Origin of the sequence: Lelliottia sp. (assembly GCF_045627565.1) — a bacterium.
GTDB lineage: Bacteria > Pseudomonadota > Gammaproteobacteria > Enterobacterales > Enterobacteriaceae > Enterobacter.
Genome location: NZ_JAZQNX010000044.1, coordinates 1 through 23,925 on the forward strand (window position 1 = coordinate 1; position 23,925 = coordinate 23,925).

At 50.3% G+C, this 23,925-nt stretch carries 25 protein-coding genes and 1 pseudogene; 9 read left to right on the forward strand and 17 right to left on the reverse strand.

The window, feature by feature from the left end; translation table 11 throughout:
* Nucleotides 1–22: 22 nt before the first annotated feature.
* Nucleotides 23–658, reverse strand: coding sequence for an outer membrane protein OmpW (ompW, locus tag ACKI5T_RS20095; RefSeq protein WP_407439731.1), 636 nt, complete (start codon nucleotides 656–658; stop codon nucleotides 23–25).
* A 180-nt stretch (nucleotides 659–838) separates the two neighbouring features.
* Here ompW and ACKI5T_RS20100 point away from each other — a divergent pair.
* The 4 genes and pseudogenes from ACKI5T_RS20100 to yciA all read left to right on the forward strand — a co-directional run.
* Nucleotides 839–919 (forward strand): annotated as a pseudogene (locus ACKI5T_RS20100) (YkgJ family cysteine cluster protein); the annotation flags it as partial.
* 25 nt (nucleotides 920–944) lie between these two features.
* The gene (locus ACKI5T_RS20105) at nucleotides 945–1,688 is read left to right on the forward strand and encodes a YciC family protein (RefSeq protein WP_012017667.1); all 744 of its coding nucleotides are present in this window, start codon (nucleotides 945–947) and stop codon (nucleotides 1,686–1,688) included.
* 59 nt (nucleotides 1,689–1,747) lie between these two features.
* Nucleotides 1,748–2,287 (forward strand): septation protein A, encoded by a 540-nt coding sequence (locus ACKI5T_RS20110; RefSeq protein ID WP_407439733.1) that lies wholly within the window; start codon nucleotides 1,748–1,750, stop codon nucleotides 2,285–2,287.
* 123 nt (nucleotides 2,288–2,410) lie between these two features.
* Nucleotides 2,411–2,809, forward strand: coding sequence for an acyl-CoA thioester hydrolase YciA (yciA, locus tag ACKI5T_RS20115; RefSeq protein WP_012017669.1), 399 nt, complete (start codon nucleotides 2,411–2,413; stop codon nucleotides 2,807–2,809).
* Between the two features lie 28 nt (nucleotides 2,810–2,837).
* Here the strand turns inward: yciA and tonB are convergent, their stop codons facing one another.
* Entirely contained in the window at nucleotides 2,838–3,563 is a 726-nt protein-coding gene (tonB, locus tag ACKI5T_RS20120) for a TonB system transport protein TonB (RefSeq protein ID WP_407440100.1), read from the reverse strand.
* Nucleotides 3,564–3,784: 221 nt separating this feature from the next.
* Between tonB and ACKI5T_RS20125 the strand changes: the two genes are divergently transcribed.
* Nucleotides 3,785–4,081, forward strand: a complete 297-nt coding sequence (locus tag ACKI5T_RS20125) for a YciI family protein (RefSeq protein ID WP_407439735.1) — start codon at nucleotides 3,785–3,787, stop codon at nucleotides 4,079–4,081.
* A gap of 160 nt (nucleotides 4,082–4,241) precedes the next feature.
* Here ACKI5T_RS20125 and ACKI5T_RS20130 read toward each other — a convergent pair whose 3' ends face one another.
* From ACKI5T_RS20130 to ACKI5T_RS20160, 7 genes are all read right to left on the reverse strand, one after another.
* Nucleotides 4,242–5,132 carry an oxidoreductase gene (locus ACKI5T_RS20130; RefSeq protein ID WP_407439737.1) on the reverse strand — a complete coding sequence of 297 codons (891 nt, stop codon included), beginning with the start codon at nucleotides 5,130–5,132 and terminating at the stop codon, nucleotides 4,242–4,244.
* Nucleotides 5,133–5,152: 20 nt separating this feature from the next.
* The gene (locus ACKI5T_RS20135) at nucleotides 5,153–5,980 is read right to left on the reverse strand and encodes a DMT family transporter (RefSeq protein ID WP_407439738.1); all 828 of its coding nucleotides are present in this window, start codon (nucleotides 5,978–5,980) and stop codon (nucleotides 5,153–5,155) included.
* 75 nt (nucleotides 5,981–6,055) lie between these two features.
* Nucleotides 6,056–6,961 (reverse strand): transcriptional regulator GcvA, encoded by a 906-nt coding sequence (gene gcvA / locus ACKI5T_RS20140; protein WP_407439740.1) that lies wholly within the window; start codon nucleotides 6,959–6,961, stop codon nucleotides 6,056–6,058.
* Between the two features lie 172 nt (nucleotides 6,962–7,133).
* Nucleotides 7,134–7,652, reverse strand: coding sequence for a DUF2569 domain-containing protein (locus ACKI5T_RS20145; protein WP_407439741.1), 519 nt, complete (start codon nucleotides 7,650–7,652; stop codon nucleotides 7,134–7,136).
* 152 nt (nucleotides 7,653–7,804) lie between these two features.
* The gene (leuE, locus tag ACKI5T_RS20150) at nucleotides 7,805–8,440 is read right to left on the reverse strand and encodes a leucine efflux protein LeuE (RefSeq protein ID WP_235133419.1); all 636 of its coding nucleotides are present in this window, start codon (nucleotides 8,438–8,440) and stop codon (nucleotides 7,805–7,807) included.
* 120 nt (nucleotides 8,441–8,560) lie between these two features.
* Complete coding sequence (locus tag ACKI5T_RS20155) at nucleotides 8,561–8,692, reverse strand: KPN_01571 family protein (protein WP_407439743.1); 132 nt, start codon at nucleotides 8,690–8,692, stop codon at nucleotides 8,561–8,563.
* A gap of 141 nt (nucleotides 8,693–8,833) precedes the next feature.
* Complete coding sequence (locus ACKI5T_RS20160) at nucleotides 8,834–9,007, reverse strand: YciY family protein (RefSeq protein WP_012017677.1); 174 nt, start codon at nucleotides 9,005–9,007, stop codon at nucleotides 8,834–8,836.
* Between the two features lie 143 nt (nucleotides 9,008–9,150).
* Between ACKI5T_RS20160 and cls the strand changes: the two genes are divergently transcribed.
* Together cls and ACKI5T_RS20170 are read left to right on the forward strand one after the other, a co-directional pair.
* Nucleotides 9,151–10,611 carry a cardiolipin synthase gene (gene cls, locus ACKI5T_RS20165; protein WP_012017678.1) on the forward strand — a complete coding sequence of 487 codons (1,461 nt, stop codon included), beginning with the start codon at nucleotides 9,151–9,153 and terminating at the stop codon, nucleotides 10,609–10,611.
* 34 nt (nucleotides 10,612–10,645) lie between these two features.
* Nucleotides 10,646–10,975 (forward strand): HI1450 family dsDNA-mimic protein, encoded by a 330-nt coding sequence (locus ACKI5T_RS20170; protein ID WP_012017679.1) that lies wholly within the window; start codon nucleotides 10,646–10,648, stop codon nucleotides 10,973–10,975.
* Between the two features lie 29 nt (nucleotides 10,976–11,004).
* Here ACKI5T_RS20170 and ACKI5T_RS20175 read toward each other — a convergent pair whose 3' ends face one another.
* From ACKI5T_RS20175 to ACKI5T_RS20205, 7 genes are all read right to left on the reverse strand, one after another.
* On the reverse strand, nucleotides 11,005–11,841 hold the full coding sequence (locus ACKI5T_RS20175; RefSeq protein WP_407440102.1) for an ion transporter: 837 nt from the start codon (nucleotides 11,839–11,841) through the stop codon (nucleotides 11,005–11,007).
* Nucleotides 11,842–11,888: 47 nt separating this feature from the next.
* Entirely contained in the window at nucleotides 11,889–12,893 is a 1,005-nt protein-coding gene (gene oppF / locus ACKI5T_RS20180; RefSeq protein ID WP_133630128.1) for a murein tripeptide/oligopeptide ABC transporter ATP-binding protein OppF, read from the reverse strand.
* Complete coding sequence (locus ACKI5T_RS20185; RefSeq protein WP_407439746.1) at nucleotides 12,890–13,903, reverse strand: ABC transporter ATP-binding protein; 1,014 nt, start codon at nucleotides 13,901–13,903, stop codon at nucleotides 12,890–12,892. The genes oppF and ACKI5T_RS20185 overlap by 4 nt, the downstream gene beginning before the upstream one ends.
* Nucleotides 13,904–13,914: 11 nt before the next feature.
* A complete protein-coding gene (oppC, locus tag ACKI5T_RS20190) occupies nucleotides 13,915–14,823 on the reverse strand; it encodes an oligopeptide ABC transporter permease OppC (protein ID WP_407439748.1) in 909 nt (302 codons plus the stop codon).
* Nucleotides 14,824–14,837: 14 nt separating this feature from the next.
* On the reverse strand, nucleotides 14,838–15,758 hold the full coding sequence (oppB, locus tag ACKI5T_RS20195) for an oligopeptide ABC transporter permease OppB (protein WP_012017684.1): 921 nt from the start codon (nucleotides 15,756–15,758) through the stop codon (nucleotides 14,838–14,840).
* 124 nt (nucleotides 15,759–15,882) lie between these two features.
* The gene (gene oppA, locus ACKI5T_RS20200) at nucleotides 15,883–17,517 is read right to left on the reverse strand and encodes an oligopeptide ABC transporter substrate-binding protein OppA (protein ID WP_133630125.1); all 1,635 of its coding nucleotides are present in this window, start codon (nucleotides 17,515–17,517) and stop codon (nucleotides 15,883–15,885) included.
* Nucleotides 17,518–18,289: 772 nt separating this feature from the next.
* Nucleotides 18,290–18,937, reverse strand: a complete 648-nt coding sequence (locus ACKI5T_RS20205; RefSeq protein WP_407439751.1) for a YchE family NAAT transporter — start codon at nucleotides 18,935–18,937, stop codon at nucleotides 18,290–18,292.
* 487 nt (nucleotides 18,938–19,424) lie between these two features.
* Here ACKI5T_RS20205 and adhE point away from each other — a divergent pair, with 487 nt between their 5' ends.
* Nucleotides 19,425–22,100, forward strand: a complete 2,676-nt coding sequence (gene adhE / locus ACKI5T_RS20210) for a bifunctional acetaldehyde-CoA/alcohol dehydrogenase (protein WP_407439753.1) — start codon at nucleotides 19,425–19,427, stop codon at nucleotides 22,098–22,100.
* An 83-nt stretch (nucleotides 22,101–22,183) separates the two neighbouring features.
* Here the strand turns inward: adhE and tdk are convergent, their stop codons facing one another.
* Nucleotides 22,184–22,798, reverse strand: a complete 615-nt coding sequence (gene tdk / locus ACKI5T_RS20215) for a thymidine kinase (RefSeq protein ID WP_012017688.1) — start codon at nucleotides 22,796–22,798, stop codon at nucleotides 22,184–22,186.
* 548 nt (nucleotides 22,799–23,346) lie between these two features.
* Between tdk and hns the strand changes: the two genes are divergently transcribed.
* Nucleotides 23,347–23,760 carry a histone-like nucleoid-structuring protein H-NS gene (gene hns / locus ACKI5T_RS20220; RefSeq protein ID WP_407439755.1) on the forward strand — a complete coding sequence of 138 codons (414 nt, stop codon included), beginning with the start codon at nucleotides 23,347–23,349 and terminating at the stop codon, nucleotides 23,758–23,760.
* The last annotated feature ends 165 nt before the right edge of the window (nucleotides 23,761–23,925 follow it).

Here is a 23,925-nt window from a genome sequence, read left to right on the forward strand (position 1 = left end):
AGAAGGGTTTTGCAGAAGAGCTTTAGAAACGATAACCCGCCGAGAACATAAACACCCACGGGTCCAGTCGTGTATGGACACTTTGCTGTTCACCGCCCGCTTTAAAGCGCACGTCGGTGTCGATATCCATGTACCAGACCGACATATTCAGCAGCCAGTCACGATTGACTAAATAGTCCAGCCCCACCTGCCCCGCAGCGCCCCAGGAATCTTTCAAACTGAGATCCGACAGTCCATTCTCTTTGCCGTTATCGTTAAATTTTTCGTCAAAGAACGTCGTGTAGTTAACGCCCGCCCCAATATAAGGGCGCGCCTTGCTGGCGGCATCACCGAAATACCATTGCGCCATAAGCGTCGGAGGGAGCTGATGAACGGTTGCAATATTTCCCGTCGGTCCTGTGCCTACTTTATGGCGGAACGGCGTAGCTGCCAGCAACTCAACGCCGATATTTTCCGTCGCCATATAGGTGAACGTTAAACCTAACTGCGTGTTATTGCTGACGTTAAAGCCACCGAGACTTCCCAATACGTTATCCGATCCTTCCGTCGGGCGAACTGTTGCCGAACCCGCGCGAATAAAGAATTCGCCAGCTTCATGCGCATAAGCGCCACCAGAGAGACTGCTTAAGATCAGGGCTGCCACTGCTAATTTTTTCATATCCGCTCCATCGTTGTGGTTTTATTGGCGCGGAGAATATAACTACAAATGAGTAGAAAGTGATCCAACACAGATCACATTCAGCCCAGCAATTTAACATTTGTTGATCCAGATTAATTTTTACCAAAAATAGATAAACTTGATTCCCCCAATCAGGTCAAATCTGTTCAATACGCTTTGCTTTACAAAGATATGCTTTTCCATACAAGTCATGGTGCTGCCACGACAGAGTTATCCAGGGTACAATTGCCCGCTTATTAACACCTGCAATACTCAAGGAGAGTGCATGTCTATCACGGCGAAGTCCGTCTACCGTGACACCGGGAACTTTTTCCGCAATCAGTTCATTACTTTTTTACTGATCGCTTTGCTTTGCGCGTTAATCACCGTCGTGCTTGGCCATGCGTTTTCACCGAGTGATGAGCAAATTGCCAGCCTCAGCCAGGGCGACAATCTCGCTGGCAGCGTAGGGTTATTTGATCTGGTGCAGAACATGACGCCTGAACAGCAGCAGATTTTGCTGCGCGCCTCTGCGGCCTCAACCTTTTCTGGGTTGATCGGCAACGCGATTATGGCGGGGGGAGTATTGCTCATGGTTCAGTTGGTTTCCGCGGGGCAACGCGTGAGTGCACTGCGCGCCATCGGTGCCAGCGCGCCGGTGTTACCAAAACTGTTCATCCTGATCTTTTTGACCACGCTGCTGGTGCAAATGGGGATCATGCTGGTCGTCGTGCCGGGTGTGCTGCTGGCGATTATCCTCTCCTTTGCTCCTGTGATGCTGGTACAGGACAAGATGGGGATTTTTACCGCCATGCGCAGCAGTATAAAACTGGCGTGGTCGAATATGCGTCTGGTTGCGCCTGCCGTCATCGGATGGCTGCTCGCCAAAACGTTACTGCTGCTGTTTGCACCGAATTTTGCAGTGCTCACGCCAAACATTGGCGCGGTGGTTGCGAATACGATCAGTAATCTGATCTCCGCCGTATTGCTGGTTTACTTGTTCCGCCTGTATACGTTGATTCGCCAATAATATCCTGATGGCAGAGTGCGCGCGTGCACTCTGCCCCACGCAGAAAATGGAATCTAAGAATGAAGCAGTTTCTTGATTTTTTACCGCTTGTCGTGTTTTTCGCATTTTATAAGCTGTACGACATTTATGTCGCAACAACGGCCTTAATCGTCGCCACCGCCATCGTGTTGATCTACACCTGGATTCGCTATCGCAAAGTCGAAAAAATGGCATTGATCACTTTTGTCTTAGTTGCTGTGTTTGGTGGCCTGACGGTGTTCTTCCATAACGATGAATTTATCAAATGGAAGGTTACGGTAATTTACGGCCTGTTTGCCAGTGCCCTACTCTTCAGCCAGTGGGTGATGAACAAACCGTTGATTCAACGCATGCTGGGCAAAGAAATCACGCTGCCGCAAGAAGTATGGTCGCGACTGAACATTGCCTGGGCCGTATTCTTTATTCTCTGCGGACTGGCGAATATCTATATTGCGTTCTGGATGCCGCAAAATATCTGGGTCAACTTTAAGGTGTTTGGTCTGACGGCTCTGACGCTGATTTTTACCCTGCTCAGCGGTGTATACATTTACAAGCACATGCCTCAGGACGATAAGCACTGAGCCCCGTATGCCAGGCGGTACGCCGTCTGGCCATTTTATTCGTGTCTGCTTTTCGTATTTCCCACCGAGTGTAAATCATAGTAGCATCCCGCCTGTCGTCTTCCGTCACGAGCACAAATAGCAATGACAACAACGAATGACGCCCCTCAGGGCGAACTGGTTTTACGCACACTTGCAATGCCCGCCGACACCAATGCGAACGGTGACATTTTTGGCGGTTGGTTAATGTCGCAAATGGATATGGGTGGCGCGATCCTGGCTAAAGAGATCGCGCACGGCCGCGTGGTGACGGTCAGAGTCGATGGGATGACGTTTTTACGTCCGGTCGCGGTGGGCGATGTGGTCTGCTGCTACGCCCGCTGCGTTAAGCGCGGTAACACGTCAGTTTCCATTAATATTGAAGTGTGGGTCAAAAAGGTAGCTTCGGAGCCAATCGGCCAGCGCTACAAGGCGACCGAAGCGCTGTTCATCTATGTTGCGGTGGATAACGACGGGAAACCTCGCCAGCTTCCGCAGGTATAAAAAAAGCCTCCATTCTGGAGGCTTTTTACTATTCCATCTGCGCCCCGCCGTTCAGGCGGAACACGATATTCACGATCATTCCATTTCCCGGTTTCCCGGCTTCATATCGCCATTTGCGCATCGCCGCTTTCACTTCGCGCTCAAACATATTAGCAGGCTGAGCGGAAAGAATTTCCACGTTATCCACACGGCCATCAGCCGTCACGTCAAATTTCACGCGCAGACGCCCCTCAATACGCAGGGCTTGCGCACGCGCAGGGTACTGCGGCTGATTGCGGCTTAGCGCGCGCGGGCCAGAAGGTGCCGAGACCACCGGTTTTGTCGTTGCCGGCGAATTATTCATCACGGGTTTCGCCGGCACCGTATTTTGCACGGTCTGCGTCGCACGCGGTTCAACGGGACGCTCTTCTCGTTTTGGACGCTCTTCCACCTTTTTAACCGGCTTTGGTTTTGGCTTCGGTTTCGGCTTTGGCTCCGGCTTATGGATCACCACTGGCGCTTCTTTCGGCGGCTCAGGGATCGGCTCCGGTTCAGGTTCCGGCTCGACAACCGGCTCTGGCGGTGGCGGTGGCGGGACAACCTGCGGCTCTAGCTCAGCAGGCGTCACCATGGTCACCGAAATCGGCTGCGCGGGCGCTGGCATTTCAATAACCTGATGTACCGATGTGTAGAGCAGACCCGCGACGACAGCACCGTGAATCACAACGGAGAGCAGCGTCGGCCAGGGAAAGCGGCGAGGTAAATCCAGGGTCATCGAAGTCATAATCGTTACAGTTAAAAAACCAGACCCCGATTTTAAATGCAAATAGCAATCATATTCAATAAGACACTCCATCTTCTCGCAATTTAAGTGCGCGAGCGGCGTGTGTGGGCCGTTCTTTGTTACAGTTTTAACAAGGTCGTTATCTTTACATTGCAGTCATCGCTGCTTTCACATAACGTAAATGCCACTTTTTATGGTTAAGGAGCTCCGCCGTGCTTTACGTTATCTACGCTGAGGATGTTGCTGATTCTCTTGAAAAACGCCTTTCCGTCCGCCCTGCGCATTTAGCGCGACTGCAACTGTTGCACGACGAAGGAAAACTGCAGACCGCGGGGCCAATGCCTGCCGTTGACAGCAACGACCCCGGCGCGGCTGGTTTTAGTGGCTCTACGGTAATTGCCGAATTCGAATCCCTGGAAGCAGCACAGTTTTGGGCCGAAGCCGACCCGTATGTCGCGGCAGGCGTTTACGCAAAAGTCACCGTCCGCCCGTTCAAGAAAGTGTTCTGAGGTCGTGAATAAAAGCGTCTTTACGCGCTGTTAAAACACCTCAAAAATTGAAATAAATGAATTTGTTGCATGACAGCCCCGCGCAGACGGGGCTTTGTTTTTTACGGGCCAGTTCAATTAGATGTCACCCGTTCTTTTGCTAAGTGTAAGGCTCGCAATTTCACCCCGGCCCTTCGCTTCCTGCCGCCAGCAGAGGGACCAGCACGTCACTGATGGGCGTAGGAATTCCATGGGATTTACCTAAACGCTGGATCACGGCGTTACGGACTTCCCATTCCATCGGGCGGTGAGACTGACGATCGGCCAGAATGGAAGTGCCTAAGTCCGCAGGTGCACGACGAAAACCGTCCACAATTTCACGCGCAACATCATCGTTCAGGATTGCCTTTTGCGCACGCGCAACCGCCAGACACTCACGCAGGTAAGTCAGTGCCAGTTCAGTGACATCTTCCCGCGAGAACATGCCAGCGCGGCGATTGGCAAGTACCATCAAACCCGCCACCGCATTCTGAAGCAGTTTGCGCCAGGCGATGGACGTGAAATCCTCGGAAAGCTCAACGGCGCAACGCGTATCAATAAGCGCATCAGCAATCCGTTTTGCCTGCGGCGTATCCGGCAGCGTCAGACGTGGTTTGGCACGCAGCCAGACAGAAGCGTCCGGTTCGCGCTGTGCCGGAAACCAGACGACCGAAGGCACGACCGTGGCACCATTAACATAAGGCTCCAGCTGGCTTTTCTGCTCTACCCCGTTTTGCAGCGCGCAGACCACCGTGTTTTCATCACACAGTTTGTTCAGCCAGCCTGCGCTGGATGCCGTCTGGGTCGCTTTCACCGCAATGAATACCAGATCGCACGGCTGAGTGATATCCGCTACGTTGCTCAATACAGGACCGGGCACGGTAATCTCGCCCTCGTCAAAGCGCAGCACTAATTTCGGATGGGCTGTGCGCCCGCACAGTATCGGCTTGCGGCCAACCTCATGCAGTAGCGCCGCAATGGTGGTACCGATTGCGCCGGGACCGATGAGGGCAATAGTTGGACTGTCAGACATGTCACATTCTCCCAAACTCGTTAACCGATAATGAGCGTGCCGGTTGCGATGACGATGCACGCAAGCATTTTTCTTAGCGTTAGCGATTCGCCGAGGAATAAATAGCCTAATACGGCGGCAAAAAGCACGCTGGTTTCACGCAAAGCTGAGACGGTGCCCATCGGGGCGCCCTGCATGGCGTAGATAATGATCCCGTACGCCAGAAGTGAAACAAGGCCCCCAATCGCTGCGCGAGGTAAACCTGGCTGCCAACGTAACAAACTTCTGCGGTCGCGCAAGGCGATATAGAGTGCGGGCATCAGTCCTCCCCATAAGGTGCTCATCCACGCGGTGTATGAGAGCGCATTGCCGGACAATCGCACACCTATCCCGTCCACCACGCTATACGCCGCGATGAAAGCACCGGTTGCCAGCGCATATTCCAGGTCCGGCATCGCCAGTTTGTAGCCCTTCATGGCGAGCATCAGAATACCGCAGAACACCAGCGTGATACCGCCAAGCGTGTTCAATTCAATTTGTTCACCGGCGAAAAGTGCCGCCGCGCACGCGACCAGTAGCGGAGAGCAACCGCGCGCAATCGGATAGGATTGCCCAAGATCCCCGCTCTGATAGCTGCGTATCAGACACAGGTTATAGCCCACATGCAGCAGCGCCGAAACAAACATGTATTTCCAGCTGGCACTGGACGGCATTGGCGCAAACAGTGCGATTACGGCGCTGGTCACGGCAATCGCTACGCACATAATGGTCATCGCCCATAACCGGTCAGTTGCCCCGCGTAACAAGGTATTCCAGCTGGCATGCAGCAGAGCGGCGAATAGCGTCAGGAAAACAATATGGCTTGGCATAGGGTGATGCTAAGCAACCTATGCCAATTTTAAAAGTGATGTGTCGTCATCCAGTCATGAGTGGAAACTCATACCTCAGGTATAGCTCAGCTGCGCCCTATGTGATTCTGCCATAAGCCAGGAGCAGAATTTCATAATGTGCGGCTGGGTTTCGATGCCTCTTGGGCAGACAAAATAATAGGCAGCGGGCGACGGAAAACGCACATTAAACAGCCTGACCAGACTGCCCTCCTTGATCTCTTTTTCAACGTGTCCGCTGCGCGCTAACGCAATGCCCTGTCCCAGCAACGCGGCTTCAATTGTCATATTGGTGTCGGCGAAGCGGACGCTTTCATGCAACGCATCCGTCTGTATGCCCGCCCGTTCAAACCAGGAGTCCCATTTAGGAACCAGATCCGCACCGTCGCGCGTCAGAAGCGGATAACGCAGCAGCTCAGCCGGGTCATGGGGTGTTCCAAAACGTTGTAATAATGCCGGACTGGCAACTGGAAAAAGCTGCTCGCGAAACATAAATTCCGAGTGCAGCGCGGGGTAATTGCCGTGACCAAAGCGGATCGCCACGTCGGAATCTGAATGGGTGAAATTAATGGCCCTGTCGGTGCTTTCAAGCGTAACCAGAATCTCAGGATGCAGCCGTGTTAACTCAGGAAGACGTGGTAGCAGCCACTTCAGCGCGAAAGAATAAGTGGTGCTTACACGTAATCGAACACGACTTTTTTGTTCGCGAAGGTCGGCTAATGAAGTTTCCAGCTTACTGAAGAACTCACGCACGATAGGCGCGAGCGCAGCGCCCGCAGGCGTCAGTGTGAGAGTTTTGCCGCGCTGAAAGAGCTGCAGCCCCCATAATTCTTCAAGATTTTTTAACTGATGGCTGACCGCACTCTGCGTGATGAATAGCTCTGTGGCGGAGGAAGTAAAAGTGGGATGGCGGGTAGCGACTTCAAACGCACGTAGCATGGCTGTGGGAGGAATGTCTCGCATCTGTCTTTTCCTGTGAATGAACTCAGACTCATGACACGATAGGCCGACTCCTCTGCAAAAGAAAGCGTAAGAGTGATTGCCATCTACGCGGATATTACGCTGAGATGTTTCACCATCAATAAAAATGGCTGCGAGAATATGGCAGCCATAGACTGTTTAAGACTCGATTGGGTTAACGAATGAAAGTCTTCTTAGCGCGCACGGAAAAGCGGAAGTAAGGGATCCAGATGCAGGCGTAAATTATGTGGGTAACAATTGGCATGATCTGGTTAAAGTCCAGGGCAATCTGTGGGAACAGGTAAGGTGTGATGCACCGGTCAATCAACATGACGACGATACCAGCGACGAGCAACACACTGTACACCAGCGGAAGTTCTTTCTTCTTACGCAAAAAGAGTGAGGCAACATAGATAATGTAAAGCAAGAAAACAAAATTCACCCCCGCAGAAATAAACAGATAGGCTGATTGCGGAAGCGGAAGATAACCTAGCGTATCAATGCTGGCCTTTAATGTGACGGCCAGTGAAGTGAAGTAACCATACGCAATGAGGAACATGTTCAGAAATGGCACAAACAGCAAACCGCCAATTTTGCGATACCGTTTTTCCTCACATTCAGGACAGTATTCCTGGTGCTGTGGAATGGTCTTATCACATTTAATGCACGTCCATTTGAAAGCGGTATCGGTCATTATTTTTCCTTATTAACACGCAGGCTCTTAACGGCTCAGCTTGATTCCAGAGTGGGTAAAATGGGTACTCAGAGATATCGGCTAATCCAGGCGCAATCTTGAGCACTATTACACTCATCGCATCTCCGCTCTCAGCAACGGTATGCGTTCCTTCAGTGTAGCGATGCAAGTCGTGCAGCAAACCCTACAAACAACAGCCCGATCAACCCATTTCCCAGCTTCGCCAGTTTCTTTTTCGTCTTGAGATAGCGCGTCACAAATGCTCCAGAGAAAATCAAGAAGCTCATGTACATGAAGCTGATCAGTTCTAAGGTCGTTGCGAGGATCAGGAAAGAGGTGCCTGTATTTGTCGCGCTGACATCAATGAACTGCACGAAAAACGAGACGTAAAACAAAATGGCCTTGGGATTGGTCAAACTCAATACCAGCGAACGCTTAAGGATCGTACTGGACGGTTCAGCCCCCCCAGCCTGAGCGCTGTTTTTGCGCATGATGACCGACCAAAGCATTTTGCCACCGAGCCACAGCAAATACAGTGCGCCAAGATAACGGACAATATTGAATAGCACGGGTGTGGTTTGAATTAGTGCCGCCACGCCGGCCCACGCCAGAAACATCAATACGGCATCGCCGATAAATACGCCCGTAGCGGCCAGATAGCCTTTTTTGACGCCGTGACCTATGCCCGTTTTGAGAACAAATAAGGTATTGGGGCCAGGAACGAGAACAATAAAGAAAGCGCCAACAACGTAGGTCCAAAAATTCAGTACACCAAACTCCGCAAACACAACCTGCTCCTTTTTAAAATAGCGCGTCACGGGGTGGCGAAGAGAACCGAAGACCGTGAACGCGCTATGCGTGTCATTTTGACGTTCGCCAACCTTTGCTGACGTCAGTACCGTCTGTCCTTAAAGCATCACCCAATGCACAAAAAGAGCGTAAATAAATTGCCCTAGCTGCGTGAGTGACGAAAGCCCTAAATATTCCCTTAATACATCTACGGCTAAAATGGCTATTAATACCCAAAGGAAAGGATTCATTTTTCTTATTCATAGCCTAAATCGCCGCACATCATACCGCAGCAGGATGAGGATTTAACAAGCGGGAAGCAAAATAATACGCGCTCAGGCGCTGATGGCCTAAAAAAACATCAGGCACCAAAAAAGGTGCCTTCAGGGAACTCAGAGATCGCGGACAGCGAACACCAGTGCATTACGGTGACGGCTTAGCCCACATTTCCTGATAGCGTGAATACGCATATTGCGGCGGGATTGAGCTTCCAGCCAGCGAGCCTTGCGGCGGCTCGTTTGTCGCAACATACGCCAGCGCCCTACTTCTGTTCTACTGCGCTTCATGGTTAAAACTCTTTCCTTAACAGAAACGCCATTATAAACCCTTGGTCGCGGCAAACCAGCGCTTTTAGCCGTCCTTTTTATTTGCCAGATCAATTCTGATGCGTACACTCATAACAATACGCTTTCAAAAGGATTTTTAAATTATGACAACCTTCTACACCGTGGTGAGTTGGCTGGTCATTCTGGGATACTGGCTGCTGATCGCAGGTGTGACGCTTCGCATCCTGATGAAACGCCGAGCTGTTCCCTCTGCCATGGCCTGGCTACTGATTATCTACATCCTGCCGCTGGTGGGGATTATTGCGTATCTTTCATTCGGTGAATTGCATCTGGGCAAGCGTCGCGCTGAGCGCGCCCGCGCCATGTGGCCGTCGACTGCAAAATGGTTAAACGACCTGAAATCCTGCAAACACATTTTTGCCGAAGAAAATAGCAGCGTGGCGTCTTCACTGTTCAAACTGTGCGAGCGACGTCAGGGCATTGCGGGCGTGAAAGGTAACCAGCTGCAGTTGTTGACGACCTCTGAAGACGTTATGCAGGCGCTGATTCGCGATATCCAACTCGCTCGCCATAATATCGAAATGGTTTTCTACATCTGGCAGCCGGGTGGGATGGCGGATCAAGTTGCTGAATCGCTGATGGCGGCGTCACGTCGGGGTATTCATTGCCGGTTAATGCTCGATTCTGCAGGGAGTGTGGCTTTCTTCCGCAGCCCCTGGGCTGGGATGATGCGCAATGCGGGTATTGAAGTCGTCGAAGCGTTAAAGGTGAATTTACTGCGCGTGTTTTTGCGTCGTATGGATTTACGCCAGCACCGCAAAATGATCATGATCGACAACTATATTGCCTACACAGGCAGCATGAATATGGTTGATCCGCGCTTCTTCAAACAAGATTCGGGCGTGGGACAGTGGATCGATTTGATGGCGCGTATGGAAGGCCCTGTCGCTACCGCAATGGGTATTGTGTACTCCTGCGACTGGGAAATTGAAACCGGCAAACGCATTTTGCCGCCACCGCCCGATGCCAATATTATGCCGTTCGAGCAGGAAAGCGGCCACACCATTCACACCATCGCTTCCGGTCCTGGTTTCCCGGAGGATTTGATCCATCAGGCGTTGCTCACTGCGGCCTATTCTGCGCGTGAATATCTGATCATGACCACGCCCTACTTTGTGCCGAGCGATGACCTGTTGCATGCGATTTGTACCGCCGCCCAGCGCGGTGTCGATGTCAGCATTATCATGCCGCGCAAAAACGACTCGGTACTGGTGGGATGGGCCAGCCGCGCATTCTTTACTGAGCTTCTGGCCGCAGGGGTAAAAATCTATCAGTTCGAGGGTGGACTGCTGCACACCAAAAGCGTGCTGGTGGATGGAGAACTCAGTCTGGTCGGGACCGTGAATCTGGATATGCGGAGTCTGTGGCTGAACTTTGAGATTACGCTGGTGATTGACGATGCAGGCTTTGGTGGCGATCTGGCGGCCGTTCAGGATGATTACATCTCCCGCTCGCGCTTGCTGGACGCCAGTTTGTGGGTCAAGCGGCCTTTGTGGCAGCGAATCACCGAACGACTGTTTTACTTCTTTAGTCCGTTGCTGTAAAACGTGCCCAACGATGTTTTAACAGGTAGTCATCATGGAAATGGATCTGAATAATCGTCTTACCGAAGACGAAACGCTTGAGCAGGCCTACGATATTTTCCTCGAACTGGCGATGGATAATCTCGATCCCGCGGACGTTATCCTCTTTAATTTGCAGTTTGAAGAGCGCGGCGGCGCCGAGTTATTTGACCCGTCCGAAGACTGGAGTGAGCATGTCGATTTTGACCTCAACCCGGACTTTTTTGCCGAGGTCGTGATTGGTCTTGCGGAGACCGACGGCGGCGAAATCAATGATATTTTTGCCCGCGTCCTGCTGTGCCGGGAAAAAGATCACAAGCTGTGCCATATCCTCTGGCGTGAATAACAAAAGGCTGCGAATGCAGCCTTTTTTATTTAATCCGCTAATTTTGTCCCGCAGTGATTACAAAATTTCGCGCTGTGCTCATGGTTCGCCTGTTGACACTGAGGGCATTTGCGCTGCTGTTGCCGATTTTGAAATGCAGCGCTCATGTGCGTAGTGATAAGACCGGTAGGAATCGCTATCACGGAATAACCAATCAAAATGAGCACCGACGCCACAATTCTCCCAAGCGGCGTATGCGGTGTAATATCGCCATACCCTACCGTCGTCACCGTGACGATCGCCCAATAAACGGATGCATTCAGTGTGGCGAATCCATATTTGGGTCCTTCTATCAGATACATCAGCGCGCCAAATACAATCATCACAATAGCAATAAACGAATAGAACAGAATTAACTGATGCCGGGCACTAAATATCGCCTTCCAGAACACGCGCAATGACGGCATTAGACGCAGTAACTTCAGGACGCGCAGCACGCGTATGGCGCGCATTGCCCGCCAGGCAAAAACATAATCGACGCTAATTTCAGGCCACAGCCACATCACGTAGAGCGGCAAAATGGTCGCCAGATCGATAATGCCCCAAAAGCTAAAGACATATTTCGCCGGATTGGGCCAGCTGAAAACTCGTAGCAAATACTCAAGGGTAAAAACCAGCGTTACGAAAAGTTCCAGCCAGACGAAGAGATGCCACTCATCAATCGTCAGGTGATATTGCGTCCCAAGACCTGACTCAATAAATATGATAAGTACGCTGAGTAGCGCAAACAGTCCGCACAATCCTTCGAAATGACGACCTGAGCGGGTATTTTGATCGAATAGCAGGCGGAACATCCGACGACGAACTGAAGAAACGGATAGCGACACGATAACCTCGCAAAAATTAAGGGCTGACATCATGTCAGCCCTTGCGATTATAACGGGTCTACTTTCAGGCAGGAAACCGCGTGGCGGAAACTTCCTTCAAGTACTGGCCGGGTTTGCGCACATTCCGGTCCAGCCAGCGGGCAGCGCGTGCGGAATACGCAGCCAGATGGCGGGTTTATCGGTGACGGCAACTCACCTTCCAGCAGCTGAATTTTTTTGTTTTTTTCCAGATCCGGATCGGGAACTGGCACCGCTGACATCAACGCTTTGGTGTATGGGTGCAGCGGATTGTGGTAAACCTCATCGTAGGTCCCCAGCTCTACCGCATGGCCCAGATACATCACCAGAACACGATCGGAAATGTGTTTAACCACCGCCAGGTCGTGCGCGATGAAGATCAACGACAGCCCCATTTCTCGCTGTAATTTTTGCAGCAGGTTAACCACCTGCGCCTGAATAGAAACATCCAGCGCGGAAACCGGCTCGTCGCAAATAATCAGCTTAGGTTCCAGAATCAACGCTCGAGCAATACCAATACGCTGACACTGACCACCGGAAAACTCATGCGGGTAGCGGTTGATGAGGTTAGGCAACAGCCCGACTTTCATCATCATCGCTTTCACACGGTCACGAGCTTCCTGACGGGACATCTTGGGGTGATAAGTGCGCAGGGGTTCTGCGATAATCTCCCCAATCGTCATACGTGGGTTCAGGGATGCCAGCGGATCCTGGAAAATCATCTGGATGTCGCTACGCACTTCGCGCCACTCGTCCGGCTTCATGCCCAGCAGATCTTTGCCCAGCCACGCCACTTTACCTTCAGTGGCTTTAACAAGACCGATGATGGCACGAGCAAACGTCGACTTACCGCAGCCCGATTCCCCAACGACACCCAAGGTTTCGCCTTCGTAAAGGCGCAGCGTGACGCCATCTACCGCTTTGAGGGTTTTGGACGGCTGCCAGAACCACTGCTTACCGTCCTTGATGTCAAAATGAACTTTCAGGTCGGCAATTTCGAGCAGCACATTTCTTTTTTCATCTATCGCGTTCATACCAGCTCCTCGTACGGCTTAAAGCAGGCGCGCAGACGGCCTGGCGCAAACTCTTCCAGCGGCGGAGCGCTGTTACAGATTTCCATCGCATGCAGACAGCGTGGCTGGAATGGACAGCCTTTCGGCAGACGCAGCAGGTTTGGTGGGTTGCCTGGAATCGTCAGCAGAGATTCCCCCTCCGCATCGAGACGCGGAACCGCATTCAACAGACCAATAGAATACGGGTGCGCGGGATGATAGAACACATCGCGCGCCTTGCCGTATTCCATGGTACGGCCGGCATACATCACCAGCACCTTGTCGCAGATACCCGCGACCACACCCAGGTCATGGGTGATCATGATAATCGCCGTGTTGAACTCGTCTTTGAGTTCATTCAGCAACGTCATGATCTGTGCCTGCACGGTGACGTCCAGCGCGGTGGTCGGCTCATCGGCAATCAGCAATTTAGGGCGACAGAGCAACGCCATCGCGATCATCACGCGTTGACGCATACCACCTGAAAATTCATGCGGATACATGCGCATACGCTTACGCGCTTCCGGCATTTTCACCGCATCCAACATTTTTACCGACTCTTCAAACGCTTCGGCTTTGTTCATACCTTTGTGCAGCATGAGGACTTCCATCAGCTGCTCACCCACGCGCATGTACGGGTTCAGCGAGGTCATCGGGTCCTGGAAAATCATCGAAATCTGTTCGGCACGTAGCTTGTTCAGCTCATGCTCCGGCAGGTTCAGAATGTTTTTACCGTTAAAGGTCGCGGTCCCGCCGATACGGCCGTTTTGTGCCAGAAGGCCCATCAGCGCAAAGGCAGTTTGCGATTTACCGGAGCCAGACTCACCCACGATACCCAGCGTCTCGCCAGCACGCAGATCAAAGTTCAGATCGTTTACGGCCGTTACATCGCCATCGGGCGTTTGAAAGGTGACGCGTAAATCTTTGACGTCCAGCAGGACATTTTGCTGACGCTGCGCTTGTGGCGCGGTTGCCGTTTCAATAATAGTCATGGCGGCACTCCTTAACGGTCTTTCGGGTCGAGGGCATCACGTAAGCCATCGCCGATAAAGTTGAAACAAAACAGGGTAACCACCAGGAAACCAGCCGGGAACAGCAGCAGCCAAGGAGAAACTTCCATTGAGTTCGCGCCATCACTCAGCAGTGCACCCCAACTACTCAGCGGCTCTTGTGTACCCAACCCGAGGAAGCTCAGGAAAGATTCAAACAGAATCATGCTTGGCACCAGCAGAGAGGCGTAAACCACGACGACGCCCAGCACATTCGGAACGATGTGGCGTACCACGATCCCACCGACGGAAACACCGCCAACCTGCGCCGCTTCAATAAATTCTTTGCGCTTCAGGCTCAACGTCTGGCCACGCACAATACGCGCCATGTCCAGCCAGGACACCATCCCGATTGCCACGAAGATCAGCAGGATGTTTTGTCCGAAGAAAGTGACCAGCAAAATAACAAAGAACATGAACGGGAAGGAGTTCAGGATCTCCAGCAAGCGCATCATCACGGAGTCGACTTTGCCGCCCAAATAGCCGGAAAGAGAGCCGTAAAGCGTGCCGACAACGACAGCCACCAGCGCGGCGGCGATACCGACCATCAGGGAGATACGTCCACCGATCGCCACACGCACCAGCAGATCGCGTCCGGATGAGTCGGTACCGAAATAGTGTCCAGACGTCATATCAGGCGCACTGGACATCATGCCCCAGTCGGTATCGAAGTAGGTAAACTGCGACAATACGGGGGCGAACGTAACGAATAATGCGATAAAGATCAGGACCACCAGGCTGGCGACCGCTGCACGGTTGTGCATAAAGCGACGGCGGGCGTCCTGCCATAGGCTGCGCCCTTCGACTTCGAGTTTCTCACTGAAGTTTTCCAGCGCCTCGCTGTTTTTATTACTCAACATCATGGCGTACTCCAGTGCTAGTAGCGAATTTTCGGGTCGATAACGGCATACAGCACATCGACAACGGCGTTAAAGAGGATCGTCAGCGCGCCGACGAGAATCGTCAGGCTCAGTACTAACGAATAGTCACGGTTCAACGCGCCATTCACGAACAGCTGGCCGATACCCGGCAGGCCATAGATAGTCTCGATAACCATAGAGCCGGTGATAATCCCGACAAACGCTGGCCCCATGTACGAGAGCACAGGTAGCAGCGCAGGTTTCAATGCGTGGCGAAGCACAATACGATGCATCGGCAAGCCTTTAGCGCGCGCGGTACGAATGAAGTTTGAGTGCAACACTTCAATCATCGAACCACGGGTGATACGCGCGATACTGGCAATGTATGCCAGCGATAATGCCACCATCGGCAAAATCATGTACTTCGGTGCCCCGCCGTTCCAGCCGCCTCCGGGCAGCCATTTCAGCGTTATGGCAAACACCATCACCAGCAACGGCGCAACAACGAAACTGGGTATGACGACCCCGGTCATTGCTATCCCCATCACTGAATAATCCCATTTGGTATTTTGTTTGAGCGCGGCGATAACCCCTGCGCTGACGCCAAGAACAACGGCGAGAATAAAGGCCGCGGCGCCTAATTTAGCCGAAACGGGGAAGCTTGCAGCCACCAGGTCGTTTACGGAATAGTCTTTGTATTTGAATGACGGTCCAAAATCACCCTGCGCCAGCTGCTTCAAATAATTGAAGTACTGGGTAGAGATAGGATCGTTTAAATGGTATTTAGCTTCGATGTTCGCCATCACTTCTGGCGGCAGCGCGCGCTCACTGGTAAACGGACTACCCGGGGCGAGTCGCATCATGAAGAACGAAATAGTAATAAGAATAAAGAGCGTCGGTATCGCTTCAAGACAGCGACGTAAGATAAATTTCAACATTGCCCGTACCTTCTGGCGTGTGCCTTTTACACATGCTCATTCAATTCGAAATGAATGATGCCGTGTAGTTAGTGCGATGAGTTAAGACACAGTGGGGCAAATTGCTTTGCCCCACGGATTGCCATTAATGCTTAATGATGTACAGATCTTTGGTGTAGATGTTGTCCATCGGGTCTTTGCCGGTATAACCGCCAACCCAAGGTTTCACCAGACGCGCGTTCACATAGTAGTAAACCGGTACAATCGCAGAGTCTTTACCCAACTGCTGCTCCGCTTTGTCGTACTGAGCGGAACGCTGCGCTTCGTCGGTGGCTTTCAGAGACTCTTTCATGATCGCGTCAAACGCCGGGCTCTTATAGTGCGCGGTGTTCATCGAGCTGTCAGAAAGCATCGTGTTCAGGAAGGATGTTGGTTCGTTGTAATCCGCACACCAGCCTGCACGCGCCACGTCATAGTTGCCCTGATGACGGGTATCCAGGAAGGTTTTCCACTCCTGGTTAACCAGCTTCACGTCAACACCCAGGTTTTTCTTCCAGATGGATGCCGCGGCGATCGCCAGTTTTTTGTGCAGATCTGACGTGTTATACAACAGGTCAAATTTCAGTGGTTTGTCAGCGGTGTAGCCCGCTTCAGCCAGCAGTTTTTTTGCTTCTTCGTTACGTTTTTCTTGAGTCCAGGTGAACCACTCAGGTTTGGTCAGTTTCGCGCCGTCAGCATATGGCGGGGTATAACCGAAAGCAGGCAGATCGCCCTGCGCTTTTACTTTGTTCACGATGATATCGCGATCCAGACCCAACTTCAGCGCGGTACGAACGCGCGCGTCGTTGAACGGTGCTTTCTGGTTGTTGATTTCATAGTAATAAGTACACAGATACGGATCGACGTGAACTTCTGTCGGGATCTCTTTCTTCAGTTTCTGGAAGAGTTCAATCGGCAGGTTGTTATAGGTCATGTCGATTTCACCGCTGCGGTAGCGGTTAACGTCAGTGACTTCTGAAGAAATAGGCAGATAAGTAATCTGATCAACGATGGTTTTGGCGTTATCCCAGTAATTGGTATTACGCTCCATCACGATACGTTCGTTAACAACCCAGTCTTTCAACTTATACGCACCGTTGGTCACGATGTTCGCAGGCTGTGTCCATTTTTCGCCAAATTTTTCGATGGCGGCTTTATTGACCGGGGACATTGCCGGGTTAACCAGCAATTTGTAGAAATACGGAACCGGTTCGCTCAGCGTGACTTCCAGAGTGTGGTCGTCAACTGCTTTCACGCCAAGTTCAGACGGTTTCTTTTTGCCGTCGATGATTTCATCAACGTTCAGGATGTGACCATATTGCGGATAGCTCGCATATGGGGACGCGGTATTAGGATCAACAAGACGCTGCCAGCTATACACGAAATCTTGTGCGGTGACAGGTTCACCGTTGGACCATTTTGCGTCTTTACGCAGATGGAATGTCCAGACTTTAAAGTCTTTATTATCCCAGCTTTCAGCCACACCTGGGATTGGGTGACCGTCTTTCGTTGAGGTAATCAGCAGACCTTCAAACAGGTCGCGGCTGATGTTTGCTTCCGGAACGCCTTCGATTTTGTTCGGGTCAAGAGACTGTGGCTCTGCACCGTTGTTACGAATCATGGTTTGCTTTTCTGCCAGTGTAATTCCGGCAGGCACTTCGGCAGCCATTGCCATATTACCCGCGATTAGCGCAGTGAAAATTCCCGCGGCAATCAGATTTTTTTTTGTGATGATGGACATTGTGTTGATACTCCACTCATTATAATTACTGGTTTTATAACCAGCCTGTTTAATTCCCCTGAGGGGTCCTGAACAACGCAGGAGTTGAGCTGCTGTCAGGTCGTTTACTTCTTGCTATCACCGACTTTACTTATTGCTGATGACTCGTGTGGCCACCTTGCGTCGATTCCTGACACGCCTCCCCTGTTTTGAGACGTGTGATATCAGGCTGAGATGAGCGTTATATTTGAAAATCATTCTCATCTACAGGAATACTGGAGCAAAATATAAGGCCGGAAAGTACCAAATGGCTTAATTTCGCGCCAATACATTTTGCAAATTTGTTAAGCAATTCTCTTTTACTACGATGGGGTTTTCGGTGAGGGCAGCCTTGCCGTACTACAGACACATTGAAAACACAGAACATTCAATGTGATAGCGAGATTCATCTCTCGTCGCGCTTCGCTGCGCTATCATCGACTCGTATTTGTACAAAAATTTAACAACTGGTTATTATTTAGCACATTCATCTAGGGGAATGTTGAAATTACTAATAACATTTCAGTTATCTCACAGCAAGCCCCAGAGTATCATGTGATTAAAATAACAGACTGTTTGCGCGGTTTATGCGCAGAGAAAAGAGAGGGAAACGACTAAGCTACTGAAACGTAAAGAAAGTGATTTATTAGCGGAAATTATTATTTCTTGTGAAGATTTCAACTTTATTTATATGATTTGCTGATAATAACGAAAAAAAACGGAGCCACAGGCTCCGCCCTTTCATATGAAATAATTAATTTACCAGACCCGGGAAAATACTTTTCAGCCCCGTCACAATAAATTCGATGCCCAACGCCATCAGCAACAGGCCCATAATTCGGGTGATTACGTTGATACCGGTTTGCCCCAGTAAACGTACAAGCCAGGGAGCAATGCGAAACACGCCCCAACAACACAGCGCAAAAAGCGCAATAGCGATAGAAAAACCGATCAAATGCACCAGATTATGGTTGCGCGTGCCCCAGACGATAGTGGAACTGATCGCACCCGGCCCCGCCATTAAAGGCAGCGCAAGTGGAACGACGCCTATGCTTTCGCGAACCGCGGATTCTGATTTTTCCTGCTTATTCTGTTTGTCTTCCCCCAATTTGCCGCTGATCATCGACATCGCAATCGTCACGACGAGAATGCCACCCGCGATACGGAAGGAGTCAATGGAGATACCGAAGATTTGCAGAATCGAGTCGCCAAGAAAAAGTGACGTCAGCAATATGATGGCTACGGACAGATTGGCTGTCAGGTTAGTTTTATTTCGGGCAACCGCCGTCTGGTAGCTCGTCATACTAATGAATACTGGGATGATCCCCACCGGGTTAACGAGTGCGAACAAACCAATAAAAAATTTGAAATAGGTAGAAAAATCAAAGAGCAATGGGGTCACAATTAGCTCCGCAAATCAGCATGGCCCGAACAATTAATTAAAGGGAGTAAATCCGCGCTGAAGATACGCTTTTTATCAGCATACTTCACCAGAAATCTGCTCCAAAACGCTATGAATTTCATGTGTTAAGTATATGTGTCACTGATGGAATATTCGATTCCATTACTTTTGTAATTATTTAACACTTGATATGATTACTCAAAATACCCGTGCTGAAAGGTATCAGCTTCGGTATAAATTGATTCAGATCATGTTTTCCGTACTCAGAAGTGAGTAATCTTGATGACACCAACAGGGAGTGGGCCTCATAAAAAGGGATGATGCTAAAGTCAGGCTCTTTTAGTAAGTTAGTGCCGGAGAGTTGATTGCGAACCTCAGTAAACCTTTGTTTTATTGTGTGTTAAGCAAGTACTGACACCTCGGCTATACTGGTGTCGTATTGAGCGCTGGTTTACTAAAAGAGTTTAAACATTATCAGGAGAGCATTATGGCTGTTACTAATATCGCTGAACTTAACGCACTCGTTGAGCGCGTCAAAAAGGCCCAGCGTGAATATGCCAATTTCACCCAAGAACAGGTTGATAAAATCTTCCGCGCGGCCGCACTGGCTGCTGCAGATGCTCGAATCCCTCTCGCTAAAATGGCTGTTGCCGAATCTGGCATGGGTATCGTTGAAGATAAAGTGATTAAAAACCACTTCGCTTCAGAGTATATCTACAACGCCTATAAAGATGAGAAGACGTGTGGCGTTCTGGATGAAGATCATACGTTCGGTACTATCACTATCGCAGAGCCAATTGGCATCATTTGCGGTATCGTTCCGACAACCAACCCGACTTCCACCGCTATCTTCAAATCACTCATCAGCCTGAAGACCCGTAACGCAATTATCTTCTCTCCACACCCACGCGCTAAAGATGCGACAAACAAAGCGGCAGATATCGTTCTGCAGGCAGCTATCGCAGCGGGTGCGCCAAAAGATCTGATTGGTTGGATTGACCAACCTTCTGTAGAACTGTCCAACGCTTTGATGCACCACCCAGATATCAACATGATTCTGGCAACTGGTGGCCCAGGCATGGTTAAAGCAGCATACAGCTCCGGTAAACCTGCAATCGGTGTTGGCGCCGGTAACACCCCTGTTGTTGTCGACGAAACCGCCGATATCAAACGTGTTGTTGCGTCTATTCTGATGTCTAAAACCTTCGATAACGGCGTAATCTGTGCGTCAGAGCAGTCAGTTATCGTTGTTGACTCTGCATACAACGCAGTGCGTGAGCGTTTTGCGACCCACGGCGGTTACATGCTGCAGGGTAAAGAGCTGAAGGCCGTTCAGGATATCATTCTGAAAAATGGTGCACTGAACGCAGCAATCGTTGGTCAACCGGCTGCTAAAATTGCCGAACTGGCAGGCTTTACGGTTCCGTCTGACACCAAAATTTTGATTGGTGAAGTCAGCGTTGTTGATGAATCTGAGCCATTTGCGCACGAAAAACTGTCCCCTACTCTTGCCATGTACCGTGCTAAGAGCTTCGAAGACGCTGTAATGAAGGCAGAAAAACTGGTTGAGATGGGCGGGATCGGTCATACCTCTTGCCTGTATACCGATCAGGACAACCAGCCTGAGCGCGTGAAGTACTTCGGCGACAAAATGAAAACTGCACGTATTCTGATCAACACCCCGGCGTCTCAGGGTGGTATCGGTGACCTGTATAACTTTAAACTCGCGCCTTCCCTGACTCTGGGTTGTGGTTCATGGGGTGGTAACTCCATCTCTGAAAACGTTGGTCCTAAGCACCTGATCAACAAGAAAACCGTTGCTAAGCGAGCTGAAAACATGTTGTGGCACAAACTTCCGAAATCTATCTACTTCCGCCGTGGCTCACTGCCAATCGCGCTGGATGAAGTGATTACTGATGGCCACAAACGTGCGCTCATCGTGACTGACCGTTTCCTGTTCAATAACGGTTATGCAGACCAGATCACTTCTGTTCTGAAAGTTGCGGGCGTTGAGACTGAAGTCTTCTTTGAAGTTGAAGCGGACCCAACCCTGACCGTTGTTCGCAAAGGCGCAGAGCTGGCTAACTCATTTAAACCAGACGTGATCATCGCACTCGGTGGTGGTTCCCCGATGGACGCCGCGAAAATCATGTGGGTTATGTACGAACACCCAGAAACGCACTTCGAAGAACTCGCACTGCGCTTTATGGACATCCGTAAACGTATCTACAAGTTCCCGAAAATGGGCGTGAAAGCGAAAATGATTGCTGTCACCACCACGTCTGGTACCGGTTCTGAAGTGACTCCGTTTGCGGTTGTGACTGATGATGCGACGGGTCAGAAATACCCACTGGCTGATTACGCTCTGACTCCAGATATGGCGATTGTTGATGCCAACCTGGTGATGGATATGCCGAAATCACTGTGCGCATTCGGTGGTCTCGATGCCGTTACTCACGCACTGGAAGCTTACGTTTCTGTCCTGGCGAGTGAATTCTCTGACGGTCAGGCTCTGCAAGCACTGAAACTGCTGAAAGAAAACCTGCCAGCGTCTTACAACGAAGGTTCTAAAAACCCAGTGGCGCGTGAGCGTGTTCACAATGCTGCGACCATCGCGGGTATCGCGTTTGCTAACGCCTTCCTGGGTGTGTGTCACTCAATGGCCCACAAACTGGGTTCTCAGTTCCACATTCCTCACGGTCTGGCGAACGCCCTGCTGATTTCGAACGTTATCCGTTATAACGCTAACGACAACCCGACTAAGCAGACAGCATTTAGCCAGTACGACCGTCCGCAGGCTCGTCGTCGCTACGCAGAAATCGCTGACCATCTTGGCCTGAGTGCTCCTGGTGACCGTACTGCGGCGAAGATTGAGAAACTGCTGGCATGGCTGGATAGCATTAAAGCTGAACTGGGCATTCCTAAATCTATCCGTGAAGCAGGTGTTCAGGAAGCGGACTTCCTGGCACATGTTGATAAGCTGTCTGAAGATGCATTCGATGACCAATGTACTGGCGCTAACCCGCGTTATCCATTGATCTCCGAGCTGAAACAGATTCTGCTTGATACTTTCTACGGACGCGAATTCAGCGAAAACGACACAGCTGCAGTGAAAATTGATGCACCTGTAAAAGCTGACAAAAAAGTGAAGAAAAACGCTTAATTGATAGCTTAAATAAAAAACCCGCCATTGGCGGGTTTTTTTATGTCTGGTAAACATCCATCAGCAAAAACGCATGATCACGTCTAATGACGATTCTCTTCAAGGAGGGCTGTAAGAGACCCCACCGCTAGCGCTTCTTTATAGTGCTTACGGCACACGGATACATAGCGCTCGTTGCCCCCTATGACGACCTGTTCACCCTCAGCGAAGGGTTTCCCTTCATGATCAAGACGAAGCACCATGCTGGCTTTGCGGCCGCAGAAACAAATCGTTTTCAATTCGACCAGTTTGTCTGACCAGGCCAATAAATACTGGCTGCCGATAAACAGCTCACCGCGAAAGTCCGTACGCAACCCGTAGCACAGGACGGGAATATCGAGTTCATCAACGACTTCTGAAAGAGCGTGGACCTGCTGACGCGTCAAAAACTGACTTTCATCTACCAGAACGCAATGAATCGGCTTGAGAGCATGTTCAGCGCGGATGTCGCTGAGTAAATCGGTTCCGTTATTAAAGAGCTTTGCCGGAGACGACAGGCCTATACGTGAGCTCACCTTTCCTGCACCAAAGCGATCGTCAATCTCAGCGGTGTATACGAGCGAACGCATGCCCCTTTCTTGATAATTATAAGAGGATTGCAGCAGCGCTGTAGACTTGCCTGCATTCATTGCGGAATAGTAGAAATAAAGTTGTGCCATTGGTCGTTAAACCCTAATCAATGTGTAATATTCCCGATGGATGATTGTACCATAAATTGCCTCATCCTCAGTGTGACGAACCACAAAGCAGGCGCATGGGCAATGTCAGCATTCAGGAGTGATTAACAAAATAACATGTTAAAACATGCAGTAATCTCATGTTCCATTTGTCAGGCGAGAGGTTATAGCCGCGTAAGTCATGACTTTTTATAATGGAATTGTTGAACAGGTAAATTCAATATTTATTAACTATTCTGGCAATAAGACCCCCTGCGGATGGGGTAATACAAAAGGTTGATATTTATGCGCCGTAACTATAATCACCTGCCGGAATGTCACTTAACAAACATGCTGCCTAACGGTTGATGCCATTAGTGATGATAACAAGCCCGCCATCCTGACAATGAAATTTAAGTTAACGTAATTAATATTAGCGCCAGATATTATGTATTTTTTGAATTCCTTACATTCCCACCTATTGCACATCCTAAATTATCACTCTATTATTAGGACAACAAACCCCCCATTATAAGTTTGAGATTACTAAAATGAGCGAAGCACTTAAAATTCTGAACAACATCCGTACTCTTCGTGCGCAGGCAAGAGAATGCACCCTCGAAACGCTGGAAGAAATGCTGGAAAAATTAGAAGTTGTTGTGACTGAACGTCGTGAAGAAGAGAGCGCTGCGGCTGCAGAAATCGAAGAACGCACTCGTAAACTTCAGCAATATCGCGAAATGCTGATTGCCGACGGTATCGATCCAAACGAATTACTGAGCAGCATGTCTGCTGCTAAAACCAGCACTAAAGCAAAACGTGCAACTCGCCCAGCTAAATATAGCTACGTTGACGAGAACGGCGAAACTAAAACCTGGACTGGCCAAGGCCGTACGCCAGCAGTAATCAAGAAAGCCATGGAAGAGCAAGGCAAACAGCTGGATGATTTCCTTATCAAGGATTAATCCCCTGCCTTTCAGAAAAATCCCGTTTAATACGGGATTTTTTATGGCCGTAATTTATACCGATACATCCGCTTACACCCGATTATATAGCCACACACCTTTCCTCATGCTTCCTTAAGAATCAGCTTATACCCGTTATCAGACATAAAAAAGCCGATATCATGT

What these genes read in the sequence shown, in the direction of transcription:
- ACKI5T_RS20170 (WP_012017679.1), top strand. Translation starts at nt 10,646, where the DNA reads ATGGAAATGGATCTGAATAATCGTCTTACCGAAGACGAAACGCTTGAG.
- oppF (WP_133630128.1), bottom strand. Translation starts at nt 12,893, where the DNA reads ATGAACGCGATAGATGAAAAAAGAAATGTGCTGCTCGAAATTGCCGAC.
- oppC (WP_407439748.1), bottom strand. Translation starts at nt 14,823, where the DNA reads ATGATGTTGAGTAATAAAAACAGCGAGGCGCTGGAAAACTTCAGTGAG.
- ompW (WP_407439731.1), bottom strand. Translation starts at nt 658, where the DNA reads ATGAAAAAATTAGCAGTGGCAGCCCTGATCTTAAGCAGTCTCTCTGGT.
- ACKI5T_RS20160 (WP_012017677.1), bottom strand. Translation starts at nt 9,007, where the DNA reads ATGAAGCGCAGTAGAACAGAAGTAGGGCGCTGGCGTATGTTGCGACAA.
- ACKI5T_RS20145 (WP_407439741.1), bottom strand. Translation starts at nt 7,652, where the DNA reads ATGACCGATACCGCTTTCAAATGGACGTGCATTAAATGTGATAAGACC.
- gcvA (WP_407439740.1), bottom strand. Translation starts at nt 6,961, where the DNA reads ATGCGAGACATTCCTCCCACAGCCATGCTACGTGCGTTTGAAGTCGCT.
- oppA (WP_133630125.1), bottom strand. Translation starts at nt 17,517, where the DNA reads ATGTCCATCATCACAAAAAAAAATCTGATTGCCGCGGGAATTTTCACT.
- ACKI5T_RS20185 (WP_407439746.1), bottom strand. Translation starts at nt 13,903, where the DNA reads ATGACTATTATTGAAACGGCAACCGCGCCACAAGCGCAGCGTCAGCAA.
- hns (WP_407439755.1), top strand. Translation starts at nt 23,347, where the DNA reads ATGAGCGAAGCACTTAAAATTCTGAACAACATCCGTACTCTTCGTGCG.
- ACKI5T_RS20130 (WP_407439737.1), bottom strand. Translation starts at nt 5,132, where the DNA reads ATGTCTGACAGTCCAACTATTGCCCTCATCGGTCCCGGCGCAATCGGT.
- ACKI5T_RS20135 (WP_407439738.1), bottom strand. Translation starts at nt 5,980, where the DNA reads ATGCCAAGCCATATTGTTTTCCTGACGCTATTCGCCGCTCTGCTGCAT.
- cls (WP_012017678.1), top strand. Translation starts at nt 9,151, where the DNA reads ATGACAACCTTCTACACCGTGGTGAGTTGGCTGGTCATTCTGGGATAC.
- adhE (WP_407439753.1), top strand. Translation starts at nt 19,425, where the DNA reads ATGGCTGTTACTAATATCGCTGAACTTAACGCACTCGTTGAGCGCGTC.
- tonB (WP_407440100.1), bottom strand. Translation starts at nt 3,563, where the DNA reads ATGACCCTGGATTTACCTCGCCGCTTTCCCTGGCCGACGCTGCTCTCC.
- ACKI5T_RS20105 (WP_012017667.1), top strand. Translation starts at nt 945, where the DNA reads ATGTCTATCACGGCGAAGTCCGTCTACCGTGACACCGGGAACTTTTTC.
- tdk (WP_012017688.1), bottom strand. Translation starts at nt 22,798, where the DNA reads ATGGCACAACTTTATTTCTACTATTCCGCAATGAATGCAGGCAAGTCT.
- oppB (WP_012017684.1), bottom strand. Translation starts at nt 15,758, where the DNA reads ATGTTGAAATTTATCTTACGTCGCTGTCTTGAAGCGATACCGACGCTC.
- ACKI5T_RS20155 (WP_407439743.1), bottom strand. Translation starts at nt 8,692, where the DNA reads ATGAATCCTTTCCTTTGGGTATTAATAGCCATTTTAGCCGTAGATGTA.
- yciA (WP_012017669.1), top strand. Translation starts at nt 2,411, where the DNA reads ATGACAACAACGAATGACGCCCCTCAGGGCGAACTGGTTTTACGCACA.
- ACKI5T_RS20110 (WP_407439733.1), top strand. Translation starts at nt 1,748, where the DNA reads ATGAAGCAGTTTCTTGATTTTTTACCGCTTGTCGTGTTTTTCGCATTT.